General features: G+C 70.9%; 15 protein-coding genes. 11 read left to right on the top strand and 4 right to left on the bottom strand.

The features are described from left to right. The first annotated feature begins 7 nt into the window (after positions 1-7). A complete protein-coding gene (locus HHX41_RS10290) occupies positions 8-1,516 on the top strand; it encodes a cell wall metabolism sensor histidine kinase WalK (RefSeq protein WP_182905764.1) in 1,509 nt (502 codons plus the stop codon). Between the two features lie 133 nt (positions 1,517-1,649). Then, positions 1,650-1,913, top strand: a complete 264-nt coding sequence (locus HHX41_RS10295; RefSeq protein WP_169980557.1) for a hypothetical protein — start codon at positions 1,650-1,652, stop codon at positions 1,911-1,913. A gap of 192 nt (positions 1,914-2,105) precedes the next feature. On the opposite strand, the gene HHX41_RS10300 is transcribed toward HHX41_RS10295, so the two are convergent. The 3 genes from HHX41_RS10300 to HHX41_RS10310 form a co-directional block, all read right to left on the bottom strand. Continuing rightward, positions 2,106-2,498, bottom strand: coding sequence for a cellulose binding domain-containing protein (locus HHX41_RS10300; RefSeq protein WP_169980559.1), 393 nt, complete (start codon positions 2,496-2,498; stop codon positions 2,106-2,108). Between the two features lie 154 nt (positions 2,499-2,652). Beyond that, a complete protein-coding gene (locus HHX41_RS10305; RefSeq protein WP_182905765.1) occupies positions 2,653-5,067 on the bottom strand; it encodes a glycoside hydrolase family 9 protein in 2,415 nt (804 codons plus the stop codon). A 154-nt stretch (positions 5,068-5,221) separates the two neighbouring features. After that, positions 5,222-7,696, bottom strand: a complete 2,475-nt coding sequence (locus tag HHX41_RS10310; protein WP_182905766.1) for a glycoside hydrolase family 48 protein — start codon at positions 7,694-7,696, stop codon at positions 5,222-5,224. Positions 7,697-8,062: 366 nt separating this feature from the next. Between HHX41_RS10310 and HHX41_RS10315 the strand changes: the two genes are divergently transcribed. From HHX41_RS10315 to HHX41_RS10345, 7 genes are all read left to right on the top strand, one after another. Then, the gene (locus HHX41_RS10315) at positions 8,063-8,461 is read left to right on the top strand and encodes a phage holin family protein (RefSeq protein ID WP_169980565.1); all 399 of its coding nucleotides are present in this window, start codon (positions 8,063-8,065) and stop codon (positions 8,459-8,461) included. Continuing rightward, positions 8,458-9,399: a DUF3618 domain-containing protein gene (locus tag HHX41_RS10320; protein ID WP_182905767.1), complete on the top strand. Its 942-nt coding sequence runs from the start codon at positions 8,458-8,460 to the stop codon at positions 9,397-9,399. Before HHX41_RS10315 ends, HHX41_RS10320 begins: the two co-directional genes overlap by 4 nt. After that, positions 9,396-10,400, top strand: coding sequence for a YihY/virulence factor BrkB family protein (locus tag HHX41_RS10325; protein ID WP_182905768.1), 1,005 nt, complete (start codon positions 9,396-9,398; stop codon positions 10,398-10,400). The genes HHX41_RS10320 and HHX41_RS10325 overlap by 4 nt, the downstream gene beginning before the upstream one ends. Before the next feature lie 54 nt (positions 10,401-10,454). Next, a complete protein-coding gene (locus HHX41_RS10330) occupies positions 10,455-10,973 on the top strand; it encodes a MaoC family dehydratase (RefSeq protein WP_182905769.1) in 519 nt (172 codons plus the stop codon). After that, positions 10,973-12,133, top strand: a complete 1,161-nt coding sequence (locus tag HHX41_RS10335; RefSeq protein WP_182905770.1) for an acyl-CoA dehydrogenase family protein — start codon at positions 10,973-10,975, stop codon at positions 12,131-12,133. Before HHX41_RS10330 ends, HHX41_RS10335 begins: the two co-directional genes overlap by 1 nt. Then, positions 12,130-12,567 (top strand): HIT family protein, encoded by a 438-nt coding sequence (locus HHX41_RS10340; RefSeq protein ID WP_310741913.1) that lies wholly within the window; start codon positions 12,130-12,132, stop codon positions 12,565-12,567. The genes HHX41_RS10335 and HHX41_RS10340 overlap by 4 nt, the downstream gene beginning before the upstream one ends. 112 nt (positions 12,568-12,679) lie before the next feature. After that, positions 12,680-13,585, top strand: a complete 906-nt coding sequence (locus HHX41_RS10345) for a haloalkane dehalogenase (protein ID WP_182905771.1) — start codon at positions 12,680-12,682, stop codon at positions 13,583-13,585. A 50-nt stretch (positions 13,586-13,635) separates the two neighbouring features. On the opposite strand, the gene HHX41_RS10350 is transcribed toward HHX41_RS10345, so the two are convergent. After that, the gene (locus HHX41_RS10350) at positions 13,636-13,995 is read right to left on the bottom strand and encodes a hypothetical protein (RefSeq protein WP_182905772.1); all 360 of its coding nucleotides are present in this window, start codon (positions 13,993-13,995) and stop codon (positions 13,636-13,638) included. 120 nt (positions 13,996-14,115) lie between these two features. Here HHX41_RS10350 and HHX41_RS10355 point away from each other — a divergent pair, with 120 nt between their 5' ends. Together HHX41_RS10355 and HHX41_RS10360 are read left to right on the top strand one after the other, a co-directional pair. Further along, the gene (locus HHX41_RS10355) at positions 14,116-15,294 is read left to right on the top strand and encodes a sensor histidine kinase (protein WP_182905773.1); all 1,179 of its coding nucleotides are present in this window, start codon (positions 14,116-14,118) and stop codon (positions 15,292-15,294) included. 160 nt (positions 15,295-15,454) lie between these two features. Further along, positions 15,455-16,204 carry a LytTR family DNA-binding domain-containing protein gene (locus tag HHX41_RS10360; protein ID WP_169980581.1) on the top strand — a complete coding sequence of 250 codons (750 nt, stop codon included), beginning with the start codon at positions 15,455-15,457 and terminating at the stop codon, positions 16,202-16,204. The last annotated feature ends 6 nt before the right edge of the window (positions 16,205-16,210 follow it).

A 16,210-nucleotide genomic window follows, 5' to 3' on the forward strand; every position in this document is an offset into this window, starting at 1 on the left:
CGCCCCGGTGACCGGGACGCCGCGGCCGGGGGCGCCGCGTCCGCGCCGCCTTCGCCTGGTGCCGCGCACGCTGCGGACCCGCCTTGTGGTGGGCACGCTGGTGCTGCTCGTGCTCGCCTGCGCCGCGGCGGGGGCCGCCTCGTCCCTCCTGCTCGAACGGTTCATGGTCGAACGACTCGACCAGCAGCTGTACATGACGGCCGGGCGGTTCGCGGAGAGCCTGGCCCACGAGGAACGCGAGGAGCACGAGCACGGAGACCCGCGCAACCCGCACGGCGAGCGCGGGGACTCGCGCGGGCAGGCGCCCGGCACGCTGGGCGTGCTCGTGCGGGACGGCGAGGCGGGCGAGCCCGCCGTGGTGGGCCGGGACGACCCGGTCCTGTCGGCGAAGGACCGCAGGACGCTGGCCGCCGTCCCGGCCGACGGGCTCGGGCACACGGTGGACCTGTCCTCGGGCGGTCTCGACGACTACCGGGTGATGGCCGTCGGCAACGACGACGGGGAACTGCTCGTCACCGGCCTGCCGCTGGACGACGTACGCGCCACCGTCCAGCGCCTGCAGATGGCCGAGATCGGGGTGTTCGCCGTCGTCGTGCTCGTGACCGGGATCGCCGGGGCCGTGTGGGTGAGGCTGTCGCTGCGCCCGCTGGAGCGGGTCGCGGCCACGGCCCGGCGCGTGGCCCGCCTGCCGCTGGCCGACGGCGAGGTCGCGCTGCCCGACGGGGTGCCCGACGAGGACCCACGCACCGAGATCGGCCAGGTGGGGGAGGCGTTCAACCGCATGCTCGGCCACGTGGGGCGGGCCCTCGCCCACCGCCACGCCAGCGAGCAGCGGATGCGCACCTTCGCCGGCGACGCCAGCCACGAGCTGCGCACCCCGCTCGCCACCGTCCGCGCCCATGTCCAGCTCGCCCGCCGCGACGAGGCGGCCGTCCCCGGCGGCGTACGGCACGCCCTCGAGCGCATCGACGCCGAGTCGGCCCGCATGGGCACGCTCGTGGACGACCTGCTGCTGCTGACCCGGCTCGACGCCGGCCGCCCGCTCGCGCGGGAGGAGGTCGACCTGACCCGCCTGGCCATCGACGCCACCGGCGACGCCCGCGCCTACGGGCCCGACCACCGCTGGCGGCTCGACCTGCCCGAGGAGCCCGTGATCGTGCCCGGGGACCCCGACCGGCTCCACCAGGTGGTGGCCAACCTGCTGGGCAACGCCCGCGCGCACACCCCGCCCGGTACGACCGTCACCGTCGCCCTGCGTTCCCGGATACCGGATCCGCCGGGACCGGACGGGGTCGAGCTGACCGTGACCGACGACGGCCCCGGCATCCCCGAGGACCTGCAGGGCGAGATCTTCGAACGGTTCGTCCGCGCCGACAAGGCCCGCGCCCGCGCCTCGGGCGGCAGCGGCCTGGGACTCGCGATCGTCAAGGCGGTGGTGGCGGCCCACGGCGGCACCGTCGACGTGGAGAGCCGTCCCGGCCGTACGGCGTTCCGCGTCATGCTGCCCGACGCGTGACATCGTGCTGTCCTCGGCCCTCTGTTCGAGGGGGTGCCGTGAAACAAATGTTGCATATGAGGAATACTTAGGCGTTGGGGGGGCAGGGGGGTCTTTCTGAGCGGAGGTCCCTCCGCGACAAGAGAGGTGTGCAATGACCGCGACCGCTACCGAGCGCCGCACTACTGACGGGCTTCCACACCCATGGCCGGATGACCGCTATGAGGTCAGATGCGACAGGGAGAGCCCGTTCACCGGTAGCCGTGACCGCTACCACTACGCCAAGAACGCCGTGGAGTCCGCGAAGGCGTTGGAGAGAGCGGGACTCGCCCGCCGCGTGGTGGTCGTCAGACTGGCGGACGAGACCATCATCTACGACCGTGTCGGCGACGTGAATCTGCCTCCCGAGTCGTGGTGATCCGGCGTGGCATGGTGTGACAGGTCCGGTTGCGTCATGTTCGTATAGCGGAAGACGACGATCCCCCGGGAGTTTGTCCCGGGGGATCGTCCATGTGTCTGTTGATCACGCGGCCCGGGGATTGCCCGGTCGCCGGTCTCTTACCGGGTCCAGCGAGGTCGCCGGGTCCCGCCGGTCAGGTGGGCGTGCGGGTCAGGCGGGCGTGCAGGTCATGTCCGGCGCCCTTCCACCGCCCAGGCGGGCGGCGAAGCCGAAGACGGTCGAGCCGCCGACGGGGAGATCGCCGTTGTAGCTCTCGTTGCCGAACGCATAGGTGCCGACTATGCCGATCACCGGGAGGGGGACGGCCCCCCACACCTGGGTGACGACGCTGCCGTCGGTGTAGCGCCACGACACACGCCAGCCCTTGATGGCGGACGAACCGGTGTTGGTCACGGTGACCTGTCCGAGCGTGGTGGTCCCGGGCCAGGTGCTGGTGATCGTGTAGCTCGCCGCGCAGCCGATCGAGTCCGCGGACGCCGGCACGGCCGCGATCCCGGTGGACACCAGGACCAGGGCCGCCGTGGTGATCGCCTTCCTGATCATCGATCTCCCTTCCTCGCACTGCCCGGTCGTCGCCGGGACGCCGGACCATCCGGCCCATGCCGGTCGGTCCGCGATGCGGATTGGTGCTCCGCCTTCCCCGGAGAGGGGTCCATCCGGGGAAGGCGGGCGACTTGGGCGAGCCCGGGAGCGCGGGCTACGCGGGGGTGCAGGTGAGGGTCGACGGGGCGGTGCCCGAGCCGTTGCCGGTGAAGCCGAAGCTCGTGGTGGCGCCGGGGTTCAGGCTGCCGTTCCAGGACAGGTTCTTCACCGTGACGTTCGAGCCGCTCTGGCTGACGGTGCCGCTCCACAGCTGGGAGACGGTCTGGCCGTTCGGGAACGACCACCCCACCGTCCAGCCCGAGATGGCCGTGGTACCGGAGCTGCTTACGGTGACGTCCGCCTGGAAGCCGCCCTGCCACGAGTTGGTGACCTTGTACGTGGCGGTGCAGGCCTTGCCGTACACCGTCGCGCTGGGCGACGGCGAGGGCGACAGCGGCGGTTCGCACGGGCTGCCGCCGTTCGCCGGCGGGCACGTCGGCGTCGGCGACGGGCTGGGCGACGGGGAGACCGAGGGGCTGGGCGACGGCGACGGGGACGGGGACGGGGACGGCGACGGGGAGATCGAGGGGCTGGGGGACGGGGACGCCTCGGCGCCCGGCGCGTTGCCCCAGATCTTGGTGGATCCCGAGTACAGCGTCATGTTCTGCACCGTCACCGGCGTGGACGGCGTGGTGGACACCCCGGTGTACGACCAGTCGTTGGACGGGTCCCAACTGCCCGCGCTGGCGATGCGGAACTGCACCTCACGCCGCGACTCCGACTGACCCTGCGGCGCGATGGTCTGCCCGGAGCAGTCGATCGTGACGTAGTAGACCTTGCCGGAGAACTGCGTCGGCCCGGTCGGCGGCTTGCACTGGTTGTAGTTCGCCGTCAGGGTGATCTGGCTCGGCGTGGTGTCGCCGTCGAGGGTGAAGTAGTAGCGGAACGATCCGTCGGTCAGCGCACGGGCGGGCCAGGCCGAGTGGTTGTAGACCATCGTCTTGATCTCGGTGAAGTTCTGGCCTGTGGCGTTGACCGCCGCCTGGAGGTAGATCTCCGGGCCGTCGGGGGTCTCCGCGACCGGGAAGTTCGCCAGTGGGGAACCGCCGTACTCCTTGTACAGCCGCGCCACCGCGCTGGTGAAGCCGGCGTTGTAGTCGGTGGCGACCTCGTTCATCGTGTAGTCGGCCCGGCTGTCGGTGTAGGCGTCGTCGGCCGACTTGGGGCCGCCGACCAGCGCGCCGTACAGGATGTGCCGGCTCTGCGCGGGCTCGCCGTTCAGGTTGTTGGTCCAGGTGCCGTGCGCGGTCCGGTGATGCGGGTTGCGCGGCGGGTTGTTCCCGAAACCGACGACGTACGACGACTTGCGCGGGTTGTCGCCGAGCGCGTAGTTGATCTGGCGGACGGCGAAGTCGTGGTAGCGGGCCTTGCGCGTGGCGTCGGTCAGCCAGTCGCTGTAGACGAGCGCGACGAAGGCGGTGTTGGCGGCGTAGCGCAGCGAGCCCCACGTGTCGAGCACGGCCTGGCCGCCGGGGGAGTAGTTGACCTTCTGGCCGTTGACGCCGACCGTCCACCAGTCGAGCCAGCGGTTGGCGTCGTCGGTGTACTGCTGCTTGCCGGTCAGCTTCGCCAGCAGCGCGTAGCAGCCGTACGACTTGTCGTCCCAGGCGATCGTCCACTTGTACGACTTGGTCGTCGACTGCGACTCGGTGCCCAGGTTGGCGTAGTACGACTCGGCCTTGGCGAGGTAGGAGGCGTCCTGGGTGGCGCGGTAGAGCCAGATGGCGCCCCACACCAGCTCGTCGTTGTACCCGCTCCAGGACTTGTAGAAGCTCGCCGCGTCGGTGATGCAGTCGCTGTACTTGCCCCGCACGGTGTCGGCGAAGGAGTACAGCTGCTTGGCGTGGGTGAGGAGCTTGTCGGCGTACGTGGGGTCGGTGGGCCGGAAGACCATGGAGGAGGCCGCCATCGCGGCCGCGGTCTCACCGGCGAGGTCGGACCCGCCGCACGAGGAGTCGATCTTGTACGAGGGCCTGCTCATCGGCAGCACCTCGGCCGGCCCCCACCAGGCGTGGTCGGGGTTGCCGCTGCCGACCTGCCCGTACAGCACGTTGGGGGAGGGGTGCGCCTTGACGAAGTAGTCGTTGACGAAGCGCAGGTTGTTCAGCAGGTAGGTGAGCTGGCCCGAGGACGCGTAGGCGTCGCGGTACTCGACCGCGCCCCACGCGAGCATCGTGGTGCTCGCCGCCATCGGCAGGCCGAACTTGACGTGGTCGCCGGCGTCGAACCAGCCGCCGGTCAGGTCGAGCCCGACGTCCTTGCCGTCGTTCAGCGCCGAGTCGCCGCGCCAGGTGACGCGGTTGGTGGACGGCAGCTTGCCGGACTGCTGGGCCTCGTAGAAGAAGAGCGACTTCTGCAACGCCTCGCCGTAGTTGTACGCGGGGGCCGCGGAAGCCGAAGTGGGGACCGCGGCCGGGACGACCGCGGTGGAGATGATCAGCGCCGCCAGTGCCGGGAACGTACGCCGCATGGAGATGTGCCTCACATAGGTGGGGGGGTCGGGGGCGCGGCGGCGGGTCAGGCGCCGCCGCGCCCCGGCTTACTCGGTCGTGTCCCGCAGGGACACTTCCTTGGGGTGCGGTGAAGGGTCAGGCGACACCGCACCCCGGCTCACGGGGACCCGCTCAGCCGTTGGGGAAGAGCAGGCCGTACTGTCCGAGCGCGGTCGCGACGTCCGTCTGCGCCCAGAAGCGGTGGTAGCGGAAGACCGGGGCCGATCCGCCGTTCAGGTACGACTGGACCTTCGGCCAGTCCGGGTCGTTCTTGTACCAGGACCGGATGGAGATGAAGGTCGAGCTGCTGTTGATCGGGTCGCCGTTCGGCATCTTGCCGCTCCAGCCGGACGGGACGTAGATCGGGTCGTCGAGGCGGTTGTAGTCGGCCTTGGTCTCGTTGACCGACACGCCCTTGGCGTCCTGGTTGTTCTTCCAGATGCCGTCCAGGAGAGCCTTGGCCGTGGCCTTGGCCTGGGCGTGGTTCGCCTTGGCCGCGTAGAACATCAGCGTCTTGGCGTAGGAGCCGGCCACGCCGATGTCGTCGGTGTAGTCCCGGATGGTCACGTGCAGGCCGGTGTTGGCCGGCGGCATCCCGGTGCCGCTGAAGCTGGCGTCCGGCTGACCGGTCCACACCAGCGTCGAGGGGATCTGGAAGGAGCCGTCGGAGTTCACCGTGGTGCCGCCCAGCGCCCAGGTGACCCACTTGTCGAGGATCGCCTTGGCGTCGGTGTTGCCCGTGGCGTAGTAGAGCTCGGCCACGCGCTCCATCGACCACGCCTGGAAGCCGAACCACTGGTTCGACGGCGGGTCGTGGTAGACCGGCTGCCAGTCGTAGGCCATGCCGAAGAACTTGGGCAGGCCGGACGGCGGGGCGGCGTAGTGGCCCTCCCAGCTGTTGGTCGCGCCGCCGGCGATGCCGCCCTCGGCCGACTGCAGCCACTTGTAGAACTGCAGCTGGCGGGTGAGGCTGGTCGACCAGTCGGTGACCGCGGTCGAGCCCTTGGGCTTCAGCGCGCTGACGTTCGACAGCGCCCAGGCCGCCATCGGGTTCTGGTAGCCCGAGTGGTTGTGGCTGGAGCCGATGCGCCACGCCCAGCCGGCCGACGTGTCGGTCGCGCCGCCCCAGGCGTAGTACCAGGACAGCAGGTAGTTCGACGCGTTCTTGCCGGTGCCCGCCGGGCAGGAGGTGCTGGTGCAGTTCGGCTGCTTGAAGTACTTGTCGTACATCGAGTAGCGCAGGTAGTCACCCATCTTCGCGGCGTTGGCCACGGAGGTGGAGATCTGCGACTGCTTGCCCTGCTCGGTCGCCCAGGTCAGCGCCCAGTAGGCGGCCTGGACGGCGCGGGCGTCGGCGTCCGGCGCGTTGGTGTACTTCCACTGCTTCGCGTAGGACGCGTCACCCGTGAACAGGTCGAGGAACCCGTTCGGGCCGCCGAACTTGAAGGTGTCGCACGACGGCTGCGGGATGGTCTCGAAGACCGACTCCTCGGGGCCGCGCTGGTAGGTGTTGATGTACGCCGGCTTGGTGGTGCCGTCGCCGCAACGCCCGAAGCCGTAGGTGTTGTCGACGTCCAGCAGCCAGTGCATGCCGTAGATGTCGGAGGTGCCGTACGCGCTCTTCAGCTCGTTCGCGATCGGGTCGGTGCCGACGCTGACGCCGCTGTCGAGCTTGGACGGGTACCCCGAGATGTCGTTCCACTCACCCGCGTACGTCGCCGGCTTGCTGGGGTCGTACTTGTCGTTGGTCGGCTGGTCGGCGCGCGCCGGGATGATGTACTTCTCCATCGACTGCCACGCGGTGTTGAACTTCGACCAGTCGCCGGTGACCTTGCCGTACATCGCCTCCAGCCACAGGTAGTAGCTGTAGGCCTCGGACGTCGTCTCGTGGCCCTGGTCCGGCGCCTCCACGAGCAGCGTCTCGACCGAGTGGTACGGCACGCCCTGCGGCGAGAAGTACCCGTTGGCCGGGTCGTGGATCTTGTTGTACATCGTCATGAAGTTGTTGATGTACTGGTTGGTTCCCGGCGAGGGGCTCGCCGACGGCGACGCGGACGGCGACGCCGAGGGAGAGGCGGAGGGCGAAGCGGACGGCGAGGCCGAGGGAGAGGCCGACGGCGACGGGGACGGCGACGGGCTCACGGGCGGGGAGGGGCTCACGACCGCCCCACAGGTCACCCCGTTGATGGAGAACGAGGCGGGCTTGTTGTTGCTGCCGGTCCACGTTCCCTGGAACCCGACGTTGGTCGTCGCACCGGTGCCGAGGCTGCCGTTCCAGGACATGTTCGTGGCCGTGACGGTGGTGCCGCTCTGGCTCCAGTTGGCCGACCAGCCGTTGGACAGCTTCTGTCCGTTGGGGAAGGTGAACCGGAGCGTCCAGTTGTTGACCGGGTCGCCAAGGTTCTTGATGTCCAGGCTGGCCGTGAAACCGCCCGAGCCGGAACCCCAGGAGTTGAGCGCGTACTGAACGTCGCAGGCCACGGCGGCGGACGCGGGGGTCTGCGCCAGCCCGACGAGGAGGCCGCCGCTCACGGTGGCGGCCGCCAGCAGGGCCAGCGGTCTCCGCGATCGTGGGAGCGCTCCCGTACTAAGAGCTCTCGTTCTCATTTTTGGAGGGTCTCCAAAGTGGGTTGGGGGTGGGAGCATCGGATGGAGAAATCCCAGGTAGCGGATTTCACGGCCGATGCGGGCAAGGGTGAATCTGAACCGGTAGGATGGGAGCGCTCCCACCACAGGATTGTGGATTGGGCCCCCCGTATGTCAATGACAGGTTGCCGACGCCTCACCCGGTGATCCCGCCGCACGGTGAGCCGGGGCCCCTTGCTGGTCTTTTGCCCCTCCCTGACGGATGTGGCGAGATTTCATAACTGAAACTTTCATCTGTAACGGCCCGGCCGTTCAGCCCGCCGTGACCGGTGGTTAGGGCTCTCGGCTGCGGGTAGGCGCTTCCCAACCCTGGAAGGGAGGCAGGCCATGACCATCCAGAAGGAGTCGCTGTCCACGGGCGAACTCGTCCGACGGCTGTCCGAGGACGTCTCCCGGTTGATCCGCGACGAACTGCGGCTGGCGCGGCTTGAAATGACGCGTAAGGGCAAACGCGCGGGTATGGGCGCGGGCCTGCTCGGAGCCGCGGGTCTCATCGCGTTCTACGGCGGGGGAGCCCTCGTGGCCACGGCGATCCTGGCGCTCGCACTGGTGCTGCCCGCCTGGGGCAGCGCCCTGATCGTAGGCGCCGCGCTGCTGGCACTCGCCGGGCTGCTCGCCCTGGTGGGCAAGGAGCAGGTGTCCCGCGCGGCGCCGCCCACTCCCGACGAGGCGATGCGCAGCCTCAAAGCGGACATCGACGTCATGAAGGAGAGTGCGCGCAGATGACCGAGACCGACCCCGGAGCGGCCCGGCCGAACGCCGGTGCCGTGGGTGTGCACAGACAGGACGTGTCCGAGCCGGTCACCGAGCCGGAGTCGCTGAACGCCGTGCGGCAGTCGCGGCCCGGTCCCGAACCCGTGGCCGCGGCCCGGGACACCGAGACCAAGGGCGAGGACGAGAAGAAGGGCCACGACGAGATCGCCGAGGTCCGCCAGGAGATCGAACGGACCCGCGACCACCTCGGCGACACGATCGAGGCCCTGGCAGCCAAGGCCGACGTGAAGGCGCGGGCGCAGGAGCGCGTGCACGCGACCACCGCCGCCGCGCGGGCCAGGGTCGCCGGAGTCACCGGCCGTGTGCGCGAGGCCACGCCGGAGCCGGTGCGCGGAGCCGCCGGCAAGGTGGGCGAACAGGCGAGGCGCCGTCCCGGCATGGTCGCCGCCGCCGGAGTCGCGGGGACCGCGCTGCTGCTGCTCCGCCGCGTCATCACCCGGAGCCAGGGCCGTACGACGAGGCCGGGCGTGTCCGGCATGTTCCAGAAGCAGGGCATGCCGGCGAAGGCCCGCGGGTTCGGCGGAGGCCGCATGGGCCGGGGGATGGGCGGGCTCGGGACCTCCGGGAAGACCGGCAAGCCGGTCGGCGGATACCGGATGCTCGGCGCCAAGAAGAGGGTCGGCGGCCTGGGCCCGCTCGGCGGCAAGGGCGCGTTCGGCGGGAAGAGCGCCTTCGGCGGGCTGCGCGTGCCCGGCGGGAAGAGCGCGTTCAGCGGGCTGCGCATGCCCGGTGGTAAGCGCGGCTTCGGCGGGATGAACGCGTTCGGCCGGAAGACCATGTTCGGCGGCAGGGGAATGCGCGGCATCTTCGGCCGGAGCCGCATGTTCGGCGGCCGCCGGATGTTCTCGCATCCACGTCACACGCTCATGCGGAGGTTCGCCCACCGATGACCGACCCCGAGGACGAGCAGGGGCCGCTCGAGAGGCTGTCGCGTCGCGACTGGATCGGAGTCGTCAAACGCACGGCCAAGGAGTTCAAGGAGGACAACGTTCCCGACTGGGCGGCCTCGCTGACGTATTACGCCGTCCTCTCGATCTTCCCCGGGCTGATCGTGCTGGTGTCGATACTCGGCCTGCTGGGCCAGAGCGCCACGGAGCCGCTGCTCGAGAACATCAAGTCGTTGACGCCGGGGCCGGTCCAGCAGATGTTGCAGACCGGCCTCGCCAACGTGCAGGAGCACCAGGGCACCGCCGGGGTGTTCGCGGTCACGGGTCTGCTGCTCGCACTGTGGGCGGCCTCCGGCTACATGGGCGCGTTCATCCGGGCGACCAACGCGATCTTCGACATCCGCGAGGGCCGTCCGTTCTGGAAGGTGACCCCGCTCCGGGTGGGGCTGACGCTCCTGCTGGTGATCCTGATGGCGGCCTCCGCGCTCGCCGTCACCTTCACCGGCCGGCTCGCCGAGATCGCGGGGAACCTGATCGGCCTCGGGCCGACGGCGGTCACCGTCTGGGGCATCGTGAAATGGCCGGTGCTCGTGCTGCTCGCGGCGGGCATGATCACGCTGCTCTACTACGCCGCGCCCAACGTCCGCCAGCCCGGCGTGCGGTGGCTCAGCCCCGGCAGCGTGTTCGCCGTCGTGGCCTGGGTCGTGGTGTCCGCCGGCTTCGGGCTGTACGTCGCGCGGTTCGGCTCCTACAACAAGACGTACGGCACGCTCGCGGCCGTCGTCGTCTTCCTCATCTGGCTGTGGCTGTCGAACATCGTCATCCTCAGCGGCGCCCAACTCGACGCGGAGCTCCAGCGCGGCCGCAAGATCGCGGATGGTGAGTCCCCGGCGGAGCCGTACGTCGACCCCCGCGATCCCCCGAAGAACCCCGAACCCGAGGAAGGCCTGGGCGAGGTGCCCGAGACGCGGCGCGAAGCGCGCCAGGAGACCGACGCGCGCTGAGGCCGAGCCCGGCGTCGGCCCCTGCGGCGGGAAGATCCAGAATAGTATTCTGGTGTGACGGTCCATGAAGCCCGCATCGGGCGCTATTACGAGGACTTCGTGGTCGGCGACGTCTACCAGCACCCGCTCGGCCGGACGATCAGCGAGGCCGACAACACCTGGTTCACGCTGCTGACGATGAACACCAACCAGAACCACTTCAACGCGCACTTCGCCGCCGGGTCTCCGGCCGGGAAGATCATCGTGAACTCGGGGCTCTCGGTGGCGATCGTGCTCGGGCTGTCGGTCATCGACATCAGCCAGACGGCCATGATGAACCTCGGCTGGGACGAGATCCTGCTGACCCATCCGGTCTTCGTGGGCGACACGCTCTACGCCGAGTCGATGGTCGTCGACAAGCGCGAGTCGAGGTCCCGGCCGTACGCCGGCATCGTCACCTGCCGGACCCGGGGGCTGAACCAGGACGGCGACGAGGTGATGTCCTGGCGGCGCTCGGTGATGGTCTACAAGCGCGACGCGCCGCACGACAAGGGATACTTCCCGCGCGCCAAGACCGGCCCGATGGAGGCGTGATGGACTTCGAGCTGAACGAGGACCAGCGGCTGTTCCGGCAGACGCTGCGGGAGTTCGTGGACAAGGAGATCGTTCCCGTCGCGCCGGAGTGGGAGCGCACGGGCCGCTACCCGGCGGAGATCGTCGAGCGGTTCGCGCAGCTGGGGCTGTTCGGCATCACGATCCCGGAGGAGTACGGCGGGCTCGACCTCGACCGGGTGTCGTTCGCCCTCGTCTTCGAGGAGATCGCCCGGGGCTGGATGGGCGTGGCGGGGGTGCTCGGCTCCCACTCGCTGTCCGCCTGGATGATCGCCAAGTACGGCACCGAGGAGCAGCGCCGCCACTACCTGCCCGACCTGGCCACCGGCGCCCGCCGCACCGGGATCGCGCTGACCGAGCCGGGCGCGGGCACCGACCTGCAGGGCATCGCCACCCGGGCGGTCCGCGACGGCGACCACTACGTCGTCACCGGGACCAAGACGTGGATCACCAACGCGCGGCACGCCGACCCGCTGCCCGTCCTGGTGAAGACCTCGATCGAGACGCCCGCCCACCGCGGGATGTCGGTGCTGCTCGTGGACGCCGGCAGCGAGGGCCTGACGGTCAGCCGCGACCTGCCCAAGCTGGGCTACAAGGGCACGGAGACGTGCGAGGTCGTCCTCGACGGCGTGCGGGTGCCGGCGTCCCGGCTGCTCGGCGGCGTGGAGGGGCGCGGCATGCAGCAGGTGCTGTCGGCGCTCGAACTCGGCCGCCTCAACATCGCCGCCCGGGCCGTCGGCGTCGCCCAGTGCGCCTACGACGCGGCCCTGGGCTACGCCCGCGAGCGGCACGCCTTCGGGCAGCCGATCGCGGCCTTCCAGGCGATCCAGCTCAAGCTGGCCGACATGGCGACCGAGATCCAGGCGGCCAGGCTCATGACGTACTGGGCGGCCACGAGGTCGGCGGCGGGGCCGGTGCGCAGCGAGGCGGCGATGGCGAAATACTTCGCCTCGGAGGTGGCGCTGCGGGCGACCATGGAGGCGATGCGGGTCCACGGCGGGTACGGCTACTCTCAGGAGTTCGTGGTCGAGCGCCTCTACCGGGACGCGCCGCTCATGGCGATCGGCGAGGGCACCAACGACGTGCAGCGGCTGATCATCGCCAAAGCCCTCGTCGAGGGCGACGCCATGCTGGGCTGGTGACCGTGGACGGCTGCGTGTTCTGCGAGATCGCGGCGGGGGAGCGGCCCGCCCACGTGGTGCTGGACGACGAGGTCGCGGCGGCCTTCCTCGACGCCCGGCCGGTGTTCAAGGGGCACGTGCTCGTCGTGCCGCGCGGCCACGCCGAGACCCTGCCGGACCTTCCGCCGGAATCGGTCGGGCCGTTCTTCAGCCGGGTCCAGGCCGTCGCGCGCGCGGTCGAGGCGGGCACCGGCGCGGCCGGCACGTTCGTCGCGATGAACAACCGGATCAGTCAGAGCGTGCCCCACCTGCACGTCCACGTGGTGCCGCGCAACCGCAAGGACGGCCTGCGCGGCTTCTTCTGGCCCCGCGTCAAATACGACGGCGATGCCGAGATGGAGGACTACGCCGTCCGCATCCGCGCCGCGCTGGACGCGCCCGCGGGTCCTCGATGAAGCCCGGACAGCCCTGGCGGGCGGAGGCATCGCCCGCCCGCTCCAGGCGGCGCGTCACATGCCCCGCCGACCCTGTCGCATCCGACAAATCTACGTCGTAAAGGACAGCAGCATGGATTTCCTGCGTACCCCCGACGAGCGCTTCGCCGAGCTGCCGGACTTCCCCCACGAACCCCGCTACGCCGAGGTGACCGGCGGCGCCCGGATGGCGTACGTCGAGGCGGGTCCCGCGGACGGCCCGCCGGTGCTGCTGCTGCACGGGGAGCCGAGCTGGTCGTTCCTCTACCGGCACGTCATGGCCGTGCTGGCCGAGGCGGGCTGCCGGGCCGTCGCCCCCGACCTGGTGGGCTTCGGCCGCTCGGACAAGCCGTCCCGTCCGGAGGACCACACCTACGCCCGGCACGTGGAGTGGGTGCGGTCGCTCGCCTTCGACGCGCTCGGCCTCCGGGGCGTGACGCTGGTGGGCCAGGACTGGGGCGGGCTGATCGGGCTGCGGCTCGTGGCCGAGCATCCGGACCGGTTCGCCCGGGTCGTCGCCGCCAACACCGGCCTGCCGACCGGCGACATCCCGATGCCGGAGGTGTGGCACCGCTTCCGGGAGGCCGTCGAGAAGGCGCCCGTGCTCGACATCGCCCGGTTCGTCCAGTCCGGCTGCGTCGCCGAGCTGCCCGAGCCCGTACGGCGGGCCTACGACGCGCCGTACCCCTCCGAGGAGTTCAAGGCGGGGCCGCGGGCGATGCCGGGCCTGGTGCCGATCACCCCCGGCGACCCGGCCGCCCCCGCCAACCGCGCCGCCTGGGAGACGCTGACCCGTCTCGACCTGCCCTTCCTCGTCGCGTTCTCCGACCGCGACCCCATCACCGGCGGCATGGCGCCGATCCTGAAGAGGGCCATGCGCGGCGCGGCCGGGCTCGACCACCCCGTCATCGCGAACGCCGGCCACTTCCTGCAGGAGGACGCGGGCCGCGAGCTGGGCGAGGCCGTCGCCGCGTTCGTCCACAAGACGCCCGCCCGGTAGCCCCCGGGACCGCCACCGCCGGGGGAGCCGTCTTCGCCGTGCGAAGCTCGTCACGCCTCCCGGTACGGCCTCCACAGGATCGCGAGCACCGCCACGACCACGAGGGCCGTGAGCTGCATGACCACGATTCCCCTGCGTCCACGCCGCCAGGCGACGACCAGACTGGCGGCCAGGATCGCGGCCATGACGCCGTAGGGGCCGTAGGCGACGGTGGAGCGGAAGGACATCTCCGCCTTCCACTGCGCGAAAGTGGGGTCTCCGCCCGAGCAGAGCACCGAGGCGCCGTCGCACAGCACGCCGCGGTCGCGCGCCCGGTCGATGGCGAACCCCGTGGCCATCAGCAGGGCGAGATCCATGATGAGAACCCCGACGGCGATGGTGACACGCTCGGCGGGGTCGTCCGCCTTCATGAGGACGAGCCTGAAGGGCCGCAGATCGGGCGCGCTCGCCCGAGCGTCCCGGCGCGCGATGACGACCGTTCACCGCCGCGCGAGCGGGCGGGCGGCGGACGGGGGGTAGGCTGCGGCGGCGTGGAACCGGTCGTCACCGCGCTCGTCGTCGCCGTCCTCGTCGCCGTGCCGGCCGTCGTGCTGTGGCGGGTGCTGCGCGGCCGGCGCGACCTCGGCAGCAGCCCCGCCGAGCGGGCGACCTTCGAGACGCTGCACACCGCGTCGCTGGCCGCGCCGCCGCTGCGTGCCGGGCTCACCCAGGCCGGGGCGCTCAAGGCGTCGCGGCACCTGCGCGAGCTGCTCGGCTCCCCGGCCATCGCCGTCACCAGCGTGGAGGAGCTGCTCGTCTACGACGGGGCGGGCGACCACCACGCGGCCGACGCGTTCGAGCACGCCGCGGAGACGCTGAAGGACGGCCGCACCCAGGTGCTCGCGCTCGACTGCGCGCGGCCCGAGTGCCCCGTCAGGCACGCCGTCGTCGTCCCGCTCACCACAGACGACCGCGTCGTCGGCTCGCTCGCGGCGTACGGCGATCACGCCTCGGCCGGGCTCGTGCGGGCGGCGCAGGAGGTCGCGCGGTGGGTGGACTCCCAGCTGGAGCTGGCCGAGCTCGACCGTTCCCGGACCATGCTGATGGAGGCGGAGGTCCGGGCGCTGCGGGCGCAGATCTCGCCCCACTTCATCTACAACTCGCTGACCACCATCGCGTCGTTCGTCCGCACCGACCCGGAACAGGCCAGGGAACTGCTGCTGGAGTTCGCCGACTTCACCCGCTACTCCTTCCGGCAGCACGGCGACTTCACCACCCTGGCCGAGGAATTGCGCTCGATCGACCGCTATCTCACGCTCGAGCGGGCCAGGTTCGGCGACCAGCTCCAGGTCACGCTGCGCATCGCGCCGGAGGTGCTGCCCGTGGCCGTGCCGTTCCTGTGCCTGCAGCCGCTCGTGGAGAACGCCGTACGGCACGGCCTGGAGGCCAAGCCGGGCGTGGGCCGGATCACGATCGTCGCCGAGGACGCCGGCGCGGAGTGCGTCATCACCGTCGAGGACGACGGCGTCGGCATGGACCCCGAACGGCTGCGGCGGGTGCTGGCGGGGGAGGACCGCTCGGGCGCGGGCGGCATCGGCGTGGCCAACGTCGACGAGCGGCTGCGCCAGGTCTACGGCGACGAGTACGGCCTCGTGGTGGAGACCGGGGAGGGGGCCGGCACCAAGGTCGCCGTACGGGTCCCCAAGTACCACCCCGGCGTCCGGACATGACCGAGGATCATCTCGGCTCCGCCGCCGTCCGGGCTGAGCTCGGCCCGCCGCGATCCCAGCCGTGATGCGGTCGTGATGGGGAGGCGTTGACTTCCGCACGTTACGGTCATCACTCTCTTATGGATCGGTCGGTGAAAGGGCCGGGAGACAAGGGGTGATCGTGAGCGGTCTGCGGGTCCTGGCGGTGGACGACGAGCAGCCCGCGCTGGAGGACGTCGCCTACCTGCTGCGCGCGGACCCCCGGATCGGCGACGTGCTCACCGCCCGCGACGGAGCCGCCGCGCTGCGGCTGCTCGACCGCGCCATCGCGGACGGCAGGCCGGTGGACGCGGTCTTCCTCGACATCCGCATGCGCGGGCTCGACGGGGTGGTGCTGGGGCGCCTGCTGACCCAGTTCACCCGGCCCCCGAAGATCGTCTTCGTGACGGCGTACGAGGCCCACGCCGTCGACGCGTTCGAGCTGAAGGCCGAGGACTACCTGCTCAAGCCCGTACGGCCGGAGCGGCTGGCCGAGGCGATCCGCCGGGTGTGCGGCAGCCGGGGCGAGCAGGGAGAGGGGCCGCAGGCGGACACGATTCCGGTCGAGCTGGGCGGTGTCACCCGGTTCGTGGCCAGCACCGAGGTGCGCTACGTCGAGGCGCAGGGCGACTACGCGCGGCTGCACACGGCGACCGGCAGTCACCTGGTCCGCATCCCGCTGGCCACGCTGGAGGAACGCTGGGCGTCGGCCGGGTTCCTGCGCGTCCACCGCAGCCACCTCGTCGCGGTCAAGCACATCGACGAGCTGCACATCGACTCGGGCAAGTGCGTGGTGCGGGTCGGCGACACCGAGATCCCGGTGAGCCGCCGCCACACCCGGGAGCTGCGCGACCTGCTCGTCCGCCGCGCCAGGAAGGGCCAGGCCCGGTGAGCGCCA

Origin of the sequence: Microbispora sp. H13382, from assembly GCF_014161445.1 — a bacterium.
In the GTDB taxonomy this organism is placed as follows: domain Bacteria; phylum Actinomycetota; class Actinomycetes; order Streptosporangiales; family Streptosporangiaceae; genus Microbispora.